Here is a 13341-nt window from a genome sequence, read left to right on the forward strand (position 1 = left end):
CCACACATTAAGTTAAGTGCTCCATAATTTTGAGTACATAACGCTGCTCGGCTAGCTGGTTTTTCAACAAATCCATGAGCATATGCATTTGGAGCTGTCGAAATCCCTATGATTCCGGCTGCTAATAGGGCAGCACTCAGTCCTTTTTTGCTTAATTTTGAGAATTTAGTGTTCATCATCCATCGTCTCCTTAATTTGAATTTGTATTGCGACTAGTATGATAGCAATAGATTAATAATTATTCAAACTACGGATAAATAATACAATAGTTTTATTTTGCAAAAAAACATTTTTATAAAAATGTAGATATAAAGACCTGGTTTAGTGGAAATTGTTATTTTAAAAAGCTAATTTCTATTAAAAAAAGCTATAAATTCTAATAAAATATTTAAATTTGTCTATTTTCGTACTAATTGATATTATTCCAAAATATCCAACTGATTAAGCTTGTAAGGGCTATTGGAGATGTCTTTTAAAGGACAAACTAAGTTTCACCGCGAAGCAACAGTAAGTGGTGAGTTAAGGGATGAATCCAATATTTTTAGACACTATGTAGGTAAATGTCTGTTGCGATAGAATGCAGCTAAGAAAAAAATAACCTAAAGATGCTTTGCTCTTGCACATGCATGCAAATCCTTTTGGTGGTTTTCTACACACCATAAACAAAGGAGTTGATTACATAAAATGGTTTAGATTCTTTTGTTTCATGGTTAAACTAATAAAAATCTAGGAGGTGAATGGGTTGGATATATCAAAAATGAATGAGGTTAACCATCATACACACGAAAATCGTTTTCAGTATGGGAAACGTAATATGTGGACCGGCATATTATTTGGCTTTGGTGCAGTAGCATTTATAGACGAAGTAATTTTTCATCAATTATTACATTGGCATCATTTCTATGATAAATCTACGGCTAATATTGGATTAGTCTCTGATGGATTGTTTCATGCCTTTAGCTTTTTCGCCACAATTGGCTCTGCTTTTTTACTGGCAGATCTTCATCGAAAACATGGGTTTTGGTTAAAAAGGTGGCTTGGAGGTATTTTTCTAGGTTCAGGAACATTTCAACTATACGATGGTATCATTCAACATAAATTCATGAGGCTACATCAAATACGATATGATGTCGATATTGTCCCCTATGATATAGTTTGGAATGTGCTAGCGGCTATTTTAATTATTATTGGTATGGCCTTATTATTTAAAACTAATCAATAAGGAGGTACCATCTTTGCATTCACATGAAACTCACATCCAAAATCTTTCTGTCATTGTACAGCTAATAGTAGTTATCCCATTTTTCATTTCTTTGATTTCTTATATCGTGGCAGTCAAGCTCTCAAATCAACATAAAAAACAGTGGCCTTATATTCGTACATTATGTGGGATTCTTGGACATGTATGTGCCATATTAACACTAATGGGTCCATTAGCAGAGCTTGCACATGTTAATTTTTCAGCCCATATGGTGGGTCATTTATTGCTTGGAATGCTAGCACCACTACTTATAGCATTATCGGCACCTATTACCTTATTCTTAAGAACTATTCCTGTGAAAAAGGCCCGTTTTATTTCACGAATACTCCGTAACTCTTACTTTAAATTTGTGTCCAACCCGATCATAGCAACGATTCTGAATGTAGGTGGTTTATGGCTTCTCTATACTACGCCGCTTTTTAGCATGATGCACGAAAGCTCGATTTTATATATACTGATTCACATGCATATTTTTCTAGCAGGTTATTTGTTTACTAGTGCATTTATCTATATTGATCCAACGCCACATCGATTATCTTATGTTTTTCGTTCAATCGTTTTATTGATAGCTTTAGCAGCTCATTCGATATTGTCCAAACATATTTATGCGTATCCCCCTAATCATGTAGCTACTGAACAAGCAGAGCAAGGTGCTATGATTATGTACTACGGTGGAGATTTAATTGAAATTGCACTGGTCTATATACTATTTTACCAGTGGTTTAAAAAGACAAGAAATCCTGTTTTTGCAAAGCCTATTATTTCTTAACAACTCATCGTATACACTTATAAACAATCATGATGAGTATGAAATCGAGTGATTTCAACTATTTTCTCATAGCCCAATTAGATTGAGCTATGAGAATAACGATGCTCCATCTTGAAATTTTATAGTAAAAGACAAAGCTCAGGTACTCATCATATGAGAGCCTGGGCATTTTTGTATTTTATTCTTTGTAAAAATGAAACTCAAGTGTAATTAATCTAGTTGCCTTATATTAAAGTTCGAATAAATGCCAATAATTGAAACTTCTGTATTTTCAGTTCGTATAAATGGGTAATACTATTTTTTCCAGGGGGTAAAAATGTTTAAGTTGAGAAGCTGCTATCTTATTTTAGTCCTCTTACTAACTGCCTGTACTCAGGAGGCAGTCATTCCAAAAGAACAAGAAAAAAATGATGATAATATCGTGGTGACACCAGATGGAAAAATAACCTTTGAGATTATTAAAAATATCGAGATTTCACAAAGCAAAGTAGAATCATTAAAAGATGAACTTCTAATTGCCTATCATGATATTCAAAACTCAATTCAAACGGATTATGTTCCATCCGAGAGAATAAAAGTATATCTTAATGCAGGTAATGACTTATCTTGGGGCCTGAGGTCGGAAATCTATTTATATGGTGTTAAATCAAATTTCTATCCACTTGTTCATGAATTGACACATTCTATACTAGGCTATGGCAACAATTTTGATGCAAGTAATGGCTATTTTACGCAAGAAGGGTTTGCTACTTACATGGAAGATAAGTATGGAAAAAGCTCATATACCAATCAGTTTGTGAAGTCTTTTATCGATTCAAATACATTATTACCTATTAGTAATTTAATAGACCCGACTCAAGACGATTCTTATTTTCGACCAGATATTACAAGTGAAACAAGGTTCACCCTAATGAGGATGAGCTATATTCATTCAGCTTCATTTATTAATTACTTAATTGAAACTTATGGATTAGAAAAGTTTGAAAAGATATACAACGAAAAAAATGTAGCAAATAAAATAGAGGAAGTATACGGGAAGAATGTTAGTGAAATAGAGAAAGAATGGGTAGCTTTTATTAAACGTAGTCCAGAACCAACAAAAGAAGAAATAATAAAAATGAGGAATTATTCCGAATTAACTTCTTCACTTATTAATCAAATTGATGCCAAGTATTTTTCTAGAGATACTACAAATGACTAAGGACGTTCTGTTATATGAGAGAAAGAAAAAAACAGCTATTCCTTCTAAAAAATAGCTGTCTAAACTATAATGCTAACAGTGGAAATGGTTGAATCAGCTTATAATGTTGCTTGTGTGTTAACGGAAATAGTGAACAAGTGTCAATCTAGGCGAAAGACCTTATGTATCACCTCTAGGGTACCCATACAGTATGGTAATCTCTTAAAATGCTTTAATCCAATACTCACACAATCATCAATATCATTTGGAAGTCGCCATCGATTTATAAATTTAGCCCGTGTAACCTTAATTGGTACAGGGCTTTTTTTATTTTTACAAATCATCGCTTACAAAAATAAAAATAGTGTTCTATGGAGAGGGGGATGCCTAATTAAGTAAGAGAATAAGTTGACAACGATATATAATTACATTATTGTTAATAACGTTAACAACTACATTAACGAAAGGGGATAAAATGTTGGTTTTACAAAAATTACAAGACCAATTTAGTTATGAATTAGTGAAACTAAGTGCGGACGGAGGAAATTTATTAGCTGCACGACTTTTTACTCTTTTATTGTTTTCATCTAAACCTTTAAGTTTACAAGAAATGGCCAATCAATTAGAAGTCACAAAAGCTGCAGTCAGCATCCGAATTCGTGATTTAGAAGCAAGTGGGTTATCTGTGAAAAAGTCGAAAATAAGTGATCGAAAAGATTATTACTATATAGCGGAGGATAATAGCCTAGTTATGGCTGAAACACTTTTGGCGAAAATGAAGCAATTTTTATTAGGTACTGAAAATATATTAGAAAACTGGCCAGGAGAGGCAGAAATTCAAGAAGACCATTTGGATGACTACCTGATAGCTAAAAAAAGAATACAGGATTTTCATTTGATTTATCAGCTTGTTTTTCAGCGAATTGAGGGAATTGAAGAGGAATGGAGATCCAAAAGAAACAGTACTAATTAGGAAAAAAGACATTTAAAACAATCAGCCATAGCCATTATAGAAAAACATTAATAGGAGGTAATTATATGTTCTTTCGAAGAGCTCAGATTGCAGATAGTACTATATTAAGCAATTTAGCCTATAAATCAAAAGCTTACTGGGGATATACAGAAGATTTTATTCAACAATGTAAAGATAAAGATGCTTTAACTGTAACAAAAGACTATTTAGAAAAAAATACCGTTTATTTAATTGAAAATGATAACAAAGTAATTGCATTTTATAGTTTTGCCATTAATGAACAAAAATTAGATGCACTATTCTTAGACCCCGACTATATTGGTAAGGGGCTTGGGAAAATAATATGGAATCATTTATTAAATAAAGCTAAGGAGTTAGAATTAAGCGAATTTACAATAGATAGCGATCCCAACGCAGAAGGTTTTTATTTAAAAATGGGGGCAAAAAATATAGGTTCTACGCCATCTACTGTATTTCCTCAACGTAGCCTCCCTCTTTTGAAGGTTAAAGTTAATTAAAGAATGTTTAAACCCCAAAGGTGTTTTGGAGTTAACTTTATATATAAGCGAAGCACAACAATTACAGAATGGGGATTATTATGGAAAAAGTAAATTTTTATGATAGTAAACTATTTAATAAAAATGCTGAGAGAATTTTCTTGATACAAAAAAATAAAATAAAAATGCTTTTACCTGATGTAGATATACAGCACGTCGGTAGCACAGCAATTCCAAATAGTATAACTAAGGGTGATCTAGACATACAGGTACGCGTTTATGCTAATGAATTTGCGAAAGCTGTGGAACTTCTTTCAAATTTATATGAAATAAATGAGGAGAGTATTAAAACTGATACTTTTAGAGCATTTAAAGATGATACAACTAGTCCACCTTTAGGGGTGCAATTAACTGTTATTGATGCTGATTTTGATTTTCTATGGAAATTTAGAGAAGTCTTATTGGCAAATAAAAATTATCGCGAAGAATATGATAATTTAAAGAAGGGGTATGAAGGTAAATCCATGGATGAATATAGAGAAGCAAAAGATGAATTTTTTCAAGGATTAATGGAAACTCCCGAGTTTAAAAAATACGGAAGATAAAATTCACTACTACTTATAGATTAAAGACCAAAGCCTAAATACTACTGTAAAAACGAAAGAAATTATTGTTTCATATTAGAGAGGATGAAAGTTAAATGGAAAGGAATTTCCCTATACTTGAAACAAAAAGATTAATTTTAAGAGAAATAACTACAGAAGATACTAATGATGTATTTAAATATTTATCGGATAAAGATGTTGTTAAATTTATGGGGATATCACCTTGTCAAAACATAAAAGATGTAGAAGAAGAAATTGGGTGGTATAAATCAATATATGTAGAAGCTTCAGGAATAAGATGGGGAATAACAATGAGAGATACTGGCACGGTTATAGGTAGTTGTGGTTTTCTCAATATGCTTACAAAACATTATCGAGCTGAGGTCGGATATGAATTAAGCAAAATTTACTGGGGGCAAGGGATTGCAAGTGAAGCTCTAGAAGCAGTTGTTAAGTATGGCTTTCAAAATCTCCAATTAGAAAGAATACAGGCTTTGATTGAACCAGCAAATGTATCTTCGCAAAAACTAGTAGAAAGACAGGGCTTTATAAAAGAAGGTTTGTTAAGACATTATGAATATACTTGTGGTAAGTTTGATGATTTATTTATGTACTCTATCCTGAAAAATGATATGAGTTAATAAAATATAGTTTAGATGATGTACGTTGTAAACAAAAACTAAAATAATCGGATTGACACTTGATGCACAAAACGTTGATTTTTTTTAAAAACAAGTAACCCATATTCTCTAAAATGAGTATATGGGTTAGATAATAGCTTATAATTGTGATTAGACATCTTCATGCAAGTAGATCTGTATAAGACCAAGACAGCTAAATACCGTCGTGGTCTATAATGTATTGTAAAAAATGATTTGCTGGATAATCATATTAATATTTCCTTTTTGTAATCAATCCGAATTCATAAATAGCTTCTAGCTTGCCATTATTAAATTCTAAACTTACCATAGAATTTTCTTCTACACCGTTCTTTCCTTTATAATTAAGTTTATTTTCATCTGTGTGCAAAGCTCCGTATCCTACGATTTCTTTTACGGTTTCTTCACTCATACCAATTTTGAGCTTTCGAAACATTTCAGGCGTTATGGTTGAAATTTGTTTTGTCGGTTTTTCCTCCTCTGAGAAGATCATTTCTATCGATTGGCCAACTATCAATAATCCAATTATACTAATCAAAATTAAAGCGATTTTTTTAGGCCATTTTGGTGGAGTGACCTCTCTATAATAATAAGTTCTATTTGCTGACTCTCTGACTATTTCTGGGTGATTATATTCAAAATGAGTTTCTTTTTCTATAATCGTATAATCTTCTGAAACGGCACCACAATATTCACATACATATATATCTTTATATTCTTTGTGAGATTTTTTATATGAATTTGTAGCTAAACAGTTAGGGCAATTTTTCATAAATCCTTCTCCTTACCTTTGTCACTTCTTTCGGGTTGTGTCTTCAACAATCGTATGACAATATTCTCATTTTATTAACACTAAACCCTCTTTATAAACGTTCTTAAACATTACTGGCTAAACTATTAGGACAGTTATTCAACGACATACATCTCTCAATCTCTTCTTCTAATTACTATTTTAGGAAACTTAGTATGAATTGTATAGAGACAAATTGAGAATAAAAAATTATTGTTGTCACAGCTGGTGAGAATCAAGTGATTATTTTTGAGGAAAAGTTTGCTAAAGGCGCAGATGAAGAAACGAATACAGATAGCAAAGTAAAGACCAGAAGCTCAAATGAGTTACTGGTTATTTGTTGTGTATTATGTATAAAATATAAATTTAACCATTAGGCTGTATAACTTCCTAGTAAATCATTATACGAGTAGGCTTAAAAAAGCCGAGAAAATAAGCTATAATGTAATTCTAGAGAACTAGTAATGGGGCAGATTTTATCATAATTTTAAAGCGAGGAAGATGGAGATACAGTAGTTTACTCTCCATATCCCATTTCATATTTAGAAGATTGAGAGGGCTTGTATCAGTAGAACAAAAGTCCATTTGGTGAAAAAATGTATTTGGGTAGGCCAAGTAAAAAGAAGTATGATGTTATTTACTTATAAAAGTATTGGAGAAATTATATGAAATATACTTGTCCTTGTTGTGGATATAGAACATTAGGCGAAGAACCACCCGGAACTTATGATATTTGTGAAATTTGTTTTTGGGAAGATGATGGAATTCAATTTTCTGACCCTGATTGTATAGGAGGAGCTAATATTCCATCCTTAAGGCAAGCACAAAAAAATTTTATTGTATTTGGAGCTTGTGAAGAAAGATGTATTGAATTTGTAAGAAAACCTAATGAAAAAGACGAAAAAGACCCTAATTGGAAACGTATAGATTTCCAAGTTTTGAAATAGAAAAAATTTACCGTTATATGACGGATGAAGAACTTGCACAAAATTCAGAAGCGATAAATGATGATCTACATGCAATTTATTATGAAAAATGAGCTTCATGTACAATACCCACCATGGGAAAATTGATCCATATAGTTCCTTAAAGAAAACCCAGGTACTTGTGTATCTGGGTTTTTATTCTTTTTCAAATTGCTATCATTTAATTTAATTTAGATAAAGTATCTATAATGAAAATCAGGATCATAAGTCCAATTACAATTACGAAAACCTTACCTGAAGATTTTTCATTTTGCACATCATTTTGAATTTCGTTACGTATTCTCTCTGACACTTCTCTCGTTTTTTTCGTTGTTGTTTTATCTTCAAAAATTGTATTACAATACTCACATTTCACAAATACTAAACCATCTCGATATACTTTTTTAAAAGGAGTATTGGCTAAACAATTAGGACAATTATTCATACATTCCACCTCGATTTATCTATCTTCTATTTACCATTTTAGGAAATTTGACATGAATTGTATATATAAATAAAATAAGTCATCAAATTTATGGAAGAGTATTTAATATCATTAATAATGCAAATATCAGATTTATTTTTGACTCATGAAGTATGTTTGACACGAACGGATAAAAGCTTTAAAAATATTGCGATAGAGATACACCTGATTTCAGCGAGATATTTTGGTGGCTTTCAAATAGTGAATTACTAAAGGTATACGATGAAATTTTAAAAGCCCAGGTACTCAATTAATTTTGAGCCGGGGCTTTTTCTGACTAACAGTTCTTCAGTTATAGATAAAATCTAAACTATTTCAGAGAATAATTTTTCATTTTAACCTATGATAAAATGAGTTGTCAATAATAAATTTGTGGAATTACTAAAAAAATGTTATAATAATGTTACAATTATTTTTAAAATCGTATTTTTGAATTCTGAAGTCCTTTTTGCTGATAGAGTTTGGGTACGTTTTTTTAATATCCTTTTATAAGCCAAAGAAAAAATCAAAACAATTATGTGAGCTTTTAAGGAAGTTAGTTGAAAATAAATTTATTAATTTACTATCTAATTGTAATTAAGTTTTTTATTCCTTAAGGAGGACTAAAATAATGAATCTAATCAATAAGAAAGTTACACACAAGCGTTTTGGTATAGGTAGTATAGTGAAGCATAACGATTCTAGTATTGAAATCCATTTCGCATCGGAAAATAAAAAGTTTGTTTATCCGGATGTATTTGGAAACCATCTAATATTACATGATAAAAGTGATGCTAAATTACTTGAAGAAATTATACAAAAAAAGGAAAAAGAACGAAAAGAAGAGGAACTAAAAAAGGAGGAGGAAAAAAAACAACAACGAAAAAAATTGGCACTTCGCTTGGAACATGAAAAACTTATGAAAAACCATAAACTACATCCATCCTCTCAAATGGTTTTTTGGTGTGACACAAATGAACAGAATAGTGCTTTTTCAGAGTGGAAAGTTTTTTCAGGAATATTGAAAAGTGGTAATAACATAGGAAAGCCAAACAAGCCGAGCCGATTGCACCCAAATAGTGCTGTCGTCTTAACAGCAATAGATCCCAAAATGCCTGAAAAAGACAGACGTATTTTAGGTGTCTATATGGTGAAAGAAGATTTTGTTGGTAAAATTTGTGAAGATGGATACATTCCAGCTCATTCCTTATACAGAATTCAGCTTACAGAACAAGAATCGAATCAGTTACTTTTCTGGAAATATTATATAAACGAAAAATCCCCTGAAAAAATAATATGGAAAACAGGTAAATATCGTTATTTTGAAAATTTGTGGATGGCACAAATTTTGCTTGATATAGTTTCGTTGAAAAGTGATTCAAATGAACGGGAGCTGGCACAACAATTTTTCAAACATTTTTGTAAAATGAATCAGATATCAGCTCAAGAATTACCAAAACCAGATGGTGCATTAATGCGTATTTAGACATTAACCCAAATATTATGAGGATGACTAAAAACCACTCTTGATAGAGTGGTTTTGAAATTAGATAAGGCATGTTCAAACAGTATTGTAGCAATGGCATCATACGTAAATGGTTTAGGTGCAGTTACATTCGTTTCTGGTGATTCGTGGAAAGCTACTTCATTGAGCATGACAAAGAAATAAATTATTCAAGGGACGCTCATATTGAGTGTCCTTTAATTTTTTGATACTAACTGGTTTGTATTAAAAATAATGAGATGGCTTTTTTTTATTATTTAAATACTGTTCTCTTACTAATTGTGTGTAGTCCTTTACTATTTTAGAAAGTGTGTCAGTATCTACAGAAGGAAGTGAAGGCATAATTTCAAAAAGTTGAGGGGCAAAAGATAAGGTTTTTCCTTTATATGTAGCAATAATTATTATTTTTATGAATCCAATATCCCCAAATGTTTTGTAGTGCTCACTTGTGATTAGTATCTCTTTTTGAGGGTGCAATTTAACCCATTTTCTTACACGGAATTTTTCCATTGAAACACCACTCCAATTATGATAATTTAACACTTTATATTTTATCATTAATTCCTATAAAAGGGTGCTTATATATGTATAATTTTAACTTTTGAAATAATAATAACCATTTTTATCGAGGTGTAATATGGGGTAAAAACAACTAGTTGAGTTATACACTATCTTGATTGGCGGTTGTAAGTAATTCCTGATAATCAATAAAAAAACCGACCATTTAGCCGGTAATATTTCATTATCAATATTGGTTAATAAAGAATAAAAACCAAACTGCGTGATTCTGTTCATCTGAAGCATTGGAACTGAATTGATTACTAATATAAGGAATATTATATTCTCTAGCAACACGATGATAAAATTCCACGGCTTCTTGTTCATCTTTAAATGCCGTTAAAATACCATTCTTAAAGTTCTGTGGCAATGTTTCGCTTATTTGTAGAGTTGGTTGTTGAGCTGTAAGGTAAGTATAGGTATAAACAAAACCTTGGTAATGTCTTATTTCATCTTTTTGTATTTCTAGTATACGATTTTTAACTTCCTCATTTGGAGCAAGCTTTGCCAATTGTTCATAATATCGAATAGCATTATATTCGCCGTTAATGGCTTTATTAAGGTCGAGAATTAATCTATTGTTTGAAGTTGGTTGTACAGTGTATTGCAAAGGTTTACCCTCCTTTTTTATATTTTAATGTCACCTTTTAAGGTTTAGGAGAAGCTCTAGTAATCGACTTTTTAACTTGCATTAATTCATTTATTAAATAGTCTATTTGCTTTTGAAGAGCCTTTACTACCTTAGATTGATCACTGGATTTGAGGATTTTGGTTATTTGTTTTTTTTAAAGCATTTGATGCTAAACCTGCTGCAACAGCAGATAGGCCATCACCCAAAGTGAATTATTTTTGGTCATTTCAATCAATAACCTCTTTACTTACATAGTGATGAATTACCACAACCGTATTCTATGTATTGCGTTACATAAAGGTGACAGCTCACAATCGGGTTACAGACGATACAGCATACAGATGAACAAATAATGAGGGGGAGAACCATTCATATTAGTAAAAATCGAAGAAATCTAAACCGAAAGCGCCTTTGCCGATTCAATAATTTGCTCATATAACTCATTGGCTTTCTTGAAAAGACTATTTAACAACAATTGGGTATAAGGGTGCCCATATAGAAAGGCTGTAGCGTGTTCACGCTTCTGCTCGAATTGGTTTATGCCCTTTGATGGCTTGTCAGATAAGTCATGATAGCTCAGTTTGAAGGCAAACCTATGCTAAAAGAAAGAACACTACCAAAGGCAGCAATCGGCGTAGGCGATCCAATTATGCAGGATGCAATTAGACGTTCGAAAAATAGGAAACGTGTTACTGAGTATGAAAAGAAGCTTTTTGAGGTTCAAAATTTAAACGAAGGAGTTGCTGGTGATAGAGAGGTCCAAGTGTTGAACTGGATGTTAGACGGCAAGTCCCAGCGATGGATAGGGCTACACATGGCTCTATCAGCAACAAGCATTAAACGTATTAAGCATGCATCGTTAAGATGATTGCATGAATTGGGGCCTTGGCTCCTACGAATTAATTGCCACAATTAAAGAGTGTGGCAATTAATAAGATTTATATTTAGGTATCAGTTATAACCTTCACGCAAATTAATAATAAATACTAATCATGGTATATATTATTCGTCCTCAAATACCTGTTTTATATTTAGAGATATTTTTTTCCTTTTCAAAAATAGAAGTATTCTGTTCATATTTTTGGGGATTAGATACCTTTTCAAGCTCTTGTATCAACATATCCTCTATATCTATAGACTCTTTCATGTTTTCTTTGGTTTGTTTTACCTCCTTAACAAGTACTCTAACTAATTTTTGTCCATTCGATTTCACAAGATATGTACGTATATATCCATCTTCATATCTGGTTTCGAATTTAGGTTTGATATTTTTTTCATTTTCGTCTTCATCTTTGTTTTTAATTCCAAATAAATCTAAGAGGCTTTCATTTTTTATATTTTTATTTACCTCAGTTTTCAAATAATTTAATGTATTATTGGTTTGGATTTTCATCAATAATTCTCCTTAATTACAAAATATTTTAAATTAAACACTTTGAAATAGGTTTAATTTAGTATTTTTTATACGTTATTATACCTTATATAGTTAAAAATTGGAGGTTTTTGAAAATTCATTCAGTGCTTTTAACATCAGTTTGCTGATATACAAATATTATAGCATTCATGACTACACTATAATTTGTTCATGTACAAATGTAATAGATGTATAAATGTTACATTCGTTACACATTAGGTATTTAAAATCTTTTCTTCTTGTAAACTGGAGGGGAGGTTGGAGACAGAAAAATGTTTCCTCTCTTGGTATTTATAAAAAACCTAACTATTAGGGAAAGACATACTTACGAGCGGCCAGTGCTGAACAAACTTGTTCGAAGCATCCCATACAACGCCAGCCCATTTTTTTAAGAGATTAAGTAATTCTAGTAAATCAAAAAGCCGCCGAGTCCGAGTGTAACAGTACCATTCATAAGCTTAGAGGATTCGAGAAAGCAATTTAGTGCAAAATAAAGTTTGATAAGTATCGTTATTATTTTAAAGTAATCAAATTTGTTTTGTATTTAAGTAAGAAAAATTATATGCGAAATTTATCAATGTGGTAAAATAAACCATAATAAAGTATTGAAATAACAGAAAAGATATTTAATAGGAGGTTGAGTGTATGAATGAAGAAAAGAATAATAAAATACATATTTTAGCGATATTATTGATGATATCGTTATTGGTTGCGGCGTTTGTAATTTTTTTCTTAGGTCATTACATGGTGGGTTCTATTTTATTTGTAATTTTTATGCTGATTTTGAATGCTATTAGTAGTTGGCAGAAAATGAAAAATGATGAGTACATCCATTTGAAAAATTTTAAAAATAATGAGAAATGGTAATTGGCAGGATTGAAAATCATCATTATCAAAGCCCAGGTACTCATAAATTTGAGCCTGGGCATTTTTAATGAACATATGTTAACTCTATCTTTTTAGAAGATAACGACAATTTATCTACTTATTCAAATGTCATTGTCCAATTTCCGTCGGCTGAAATATCAAAGTAATAAAACTAGCTATGATAACTATTATTACAGCTCTGGTG

General features: G+C 31.3%; 16 protein-coding genes and 1 pseudogene. 11 read left to right on the forward strand and 6 right to left on the reverse strand.

The annotated features are described in order from the left end of the window. Positions 1-176: pseudogene (locus tag ACP3VS_RS22790) on the reverse strand (lytic polysaccharide monooxygenase); the annotation flags it as partial. A gap of 581 nt (positions 177-757) precedes the next feature. On the opposite strand from ACP3VS_RS22790, the gene ACP3VS_RS22795 reads away from it, so the two are divergent. The 7 genes from ACP3VS_RS22795 to ACP3VS_RS22825 all read left to right on the forward strand — a co-directional run bounded on the left by ACP3VS_RS22795 (position 758) and on the right by ACP3VS_RS22825 (position 5926). Continuing rightward, positions 758-1222 (forward strand): DUF2243 domain-containing protein, encoded by a 465-nt coding sequence (locus ACP3VS_RS22795; RefSeq protein WP_012294741.1) that lies wholly within the window; start codon positions 758-760, stop codon positions 1220-1222. 13 nt (positions 1223-1235) lie between these two features. Then, positions 1236-2030, forward strand: coding sequence for a cytochrome c oxidase assembly protein (locus ACP3VS_RS22800; protein ID WP_012294740.1), 795 nt, complete (start codon positions 1236-1238; stop codon positions 2028-2030). Between the two features lie 316 nt (positions 2031-2346). Beyond that, the gene (locus tag ACP3VS_RS22805; protein ID WP_207889190.1) at positions 2347-3231 is read left to right on the forward strand and encodes a peptidase MA family metallohydrolase; all 885 of its coding nucleotides are present in this window, start codon (positions 2347-2349) and stop codon (positions 3229-3231) included. A 454-nt stretch (positions 3232-3685) separates the two neighbouring features. Further along, positions 3686-4183: a GbsR/MarR family transcriptional regulator gene (locus tag ACP3VS_RS22810; RefSeq protein ID WP_139015336.1), complete on the forward strand. Its 498-nt coding sequence runs from the start codon at positions 3686-3688 to the stop codon at positions 4181-4183. 65 nt (positions 4184-4248) lie between these two features. Continuing rightward, positions 4249-4701, forward strand: coding sequence for a GNAT family N-acetyltransferase (locus ACP3VS_RS22815; protein WP_012294737.1), 453 nt, complete (start codon positions 4249-4251; stop codon positions 4699-4701). Between the two features lie 80 nt (positions 4702-4781). Next, positions 4782-5285 carry a GrpB family protein gene (locus ACP3VS_RS22820; RefSeq protein ID WP_416277622.1) on the forward strand — a complete coding sequence of 168 codons (504 nt, stop codon included), beginning with the start codon at positions 4782-4784 and terminating at the stop codon, positions 5283-5285. A gap of 95 nt (positions 5286-5380) precedes the next feature. Beyond that, the gene (locus ACP3VS_RS22825) at positions 5381-5926 is read left to right on the forward strand and encodes a GNAT family N-acetyltransferase (RefSeq protein WP_012294735.1); all 546 of its coding nucleotides are present in this window, start codon (positions 5381-5383) and stop codon (positions 5924-5926) included. Between the two features lie 250 nt (positions 5927-6176). Here the strand turns inward: ACP3VS_RS22825 and ACP3VS_RS22830 are convergent, their stop codons facing one another. Further along, positions 6177-6716, reverse strand: a complete 540-nt coding sequence (locus ACP3VS_RS22830) for a hypothetical protein (protein ID WP_036216464.1) — start codon at positions 6714-6716, stop codon at positions 6177-6179. Positions 6717-7399: 683 nt separating this feature from the next. Here ACP3VS_RS22830 and ACP3VS_RS22835 point away from each other — a divergent pair. Beyond that, positions 7400-7681 carry a CPCC family cysteine-rich protein gene (locus ACP3VS_RS22835; protein WP_036216462.1) on the forward strand — a complete coding sequence of 94 codons (282 nt, stop codon included), beginning with the start codon at positions 7400-7402 and terminating at the stop codon, positions 7679-7681. Between the two features lie 199 nt (positions 7682-7880). Here ACP3VS_RS22835 and ACP3VS_RS22840 read toward each other — a convergent pair whose 3' ends face one another. Further along, complete coding sequence (locus ACP3VS_RS22840; RefSeq protein WP_012294730.1) at positions 7881-8144, reverse strand: hypothetical protein; 264 nt, start codon at positions 8142-8144, stop codon at positions 7881-7883. 649 nt (positions 8145-8793) lie between these two features. Between ACP3VS_RS22840 and ACP3VS_RS22845 the strand changes: the two genes are divergently transcribed. Then, entirely contained in the window at positions 8794-9648 is an 855-nt protein-coding gene (locus ACP3VS_RS22845; protein WP_012294729.1) for a hypothetical protein, read from the forward strand. Between the two features lie 243 nt (positions 9649-9891). Here ACP3VS_RS22845 and ACP3VS_RS22850 read toward each other — a convergent pair whose 3' ends face one another. Both ACP3VS_RS22850 and ACP3VS_RS22855 read right to left on the reverse strand, forming a co-directional pair. Beyond that, positions 9892-10176 carry a hypothetical protein gene (locus tag ACP3VS_RS22850; protein ID WP_012294727.1) on the reverse strand — a complete coding sequence of 95 codons (285 nt, stop codon included), beginning with the start codon at positions 10174-10176 and terminating at the stop codon, positions 9892-9894. A 235-nt stretch (positions 10177-10411) separates the two neighbouring features. Continuing rightward, positions 10412-10834 (reverse strand): ferritin-like domain-containing protein, encoded by a 423-nt coding sequence (locus ACP3VS_RS22855; protein ID WP_012294726.1) that lies wholly within the window; start codon positions 10832-10834, stop codon positions 10412-10414. A 616-nt stretch (positions 10835-11450) separates the two neighbouring features. On the opposite strand from ACP3VS_RS22855, the gene ACP3VS_RS22860 reads away from it, so the two are divergent. After that, on the forward strand, positions 11451-11723 hold the full coding sequence (locus tag ACP3VS_RS22860; protein ID WP_235616129.1) for a hypothetical protein: 273 nt from the start codon (positions 11451-11453) through the stop codon (positions 11721-11723). Positions 11724-11867: 144 nt separating this feature from the next. Here ACP3VS_RS22860 and ACP3VS_RS22865 read toward each other — a convergent pair whose 3' ends face one another. Continuing rightward, the gene (locus tag ACP3VS_RS22865; RefSeq protein WP_099806212.1) at positions 11868-12248 is read right to left on the reverse strand and encodes a hypothetical protein; all 381 of its coding nucleotides are present in this window, start codon (positions 12246-12248) and stop codon (positions 11868-11870) included. A gap of 666 nt (positions 12249-12914) precedes the next feature. Here ACP3VS_RS22865 and ACP3VS_RS22870 point away from each other — a divergent pair. Next, a complete protein-coding gene (locus ACP3VS_RS22870) occupies positions 12915-13136 on the forward strand; it encodes a hypothetical protein (RefSeq protein WP_036161846.1) in 222 nt (73 codons plus the stop codon). Positions 13137-13341: the final 205 nt, after the last annotated feature.

Origin of the sequence: Lysinibacillus sp. VIII_CA (assembly GCF_049943995.1) — a bacterium.
GTDB lineage: Bacteria > Bacillota > Bacilli > Bacillales_A > Planococcaceae > Lysinibacillus > Lysinibacillus pinottii.

Bases quoted from the DNA above. Each gene is read 5' to 3' on its own strand.
- ACP3VS_RS22795 (WP_012294741.1), top strand. From the start codon at position 758: ATGAATGAGGTTAACCATCATACACACGAAAATCGTTTTCAGTATGGG.
- ACP3VS_RS22805 (WP_207889190.1), top strand. From the start codon at position 2,347: ATGTTTAAGTTGAGAAGCTGCTATCTTATTTTAGTCCTCTTACTAACT.
- ACP3VS_RS22810 (WP_139015336.1), top strand. From the start codon at position 3,686: ATGTTGGTTTTACAAAAATTACAAGACCAATTTAGTTATGAATTAGTG.
- ACP3VS_RS22815 (WP_012294737.1), top strand. From the start codon at position 4,249: ATGTTCTTTCGAAGAGCTCAGATTGCAGATAGTACTATATTAAGCAAT.
- ACP3VS_RS22820 (WP_416277622.1), top strand. From the start codon at position 4,782: ATGGAAAAAGTAAATTTTTATGATAGTAAACTATTTAATAAAAATGCT.
- ACP3VS_RS22825 (WP_012294735.1), top strand. From the start codon at position 5,381: ATGGAAAGGAATTTCCCTATACTTGAAACAAAAAGATTAATTTTAAGA.
- ACP3VS_RS22830 (WP_036216464.1), bottom strand. From the start codon at position 6,716: ATGAAAAATTGCCCTAACTGTTTAGCTACAAATTCATATAAAAAATCT.
- ACP3VS_RS22835 (WP_036216462.1), top strand. From the start codon at position 7,400: ATGAAATATACTTGTCCTTGTTGTGGATATAGAACATTAGGCGAAGAA.
- ACP3VS_RS22840 (WP_012294730.1), bottom strand. From the start codon at position 8,144: ATGAATAATTGTCCTAATTGTTTAGCCAATACTCCTTTTAAAAAAGTA.
- ACP3VS_RS22845 (WP_012294729.1), top strand. From the start codon at position 8,794: ATGAATCTAATCAATAAGAAAGTTACACACAAGCGTTTTGGTATAGGT.
- ACP3VS_RS22850 (WP_012294727.1), bottom strand. From the start codon at position 10,176: ATGGAAAAATTCCGTGTAAGAAAATGGGTTAAATTGCACCCTCAAAAA.
- ACP3VS_RS22860 (WP_235616129.1), top strand. From the start codon at position 11,451: ATGCTAAAAGAAAGAACACTACCAAAGGCAGCAATCGGCGTAGGCGAT.
- ACP3VS_RS22865 (WP_099806212.1), bottom strand. From the start codon at position 12,248: ATGAAAATCCAAACCAATAATACATTAAATTATTTGAAAACTGAGGTA.
- ACP3VS_RS22870 (WP_036161846.1), top strand. From the start codon at position 12,915: ATGAATGAAGAAAAGAATAATAAAATACATATTTTAGCGATATTATTG.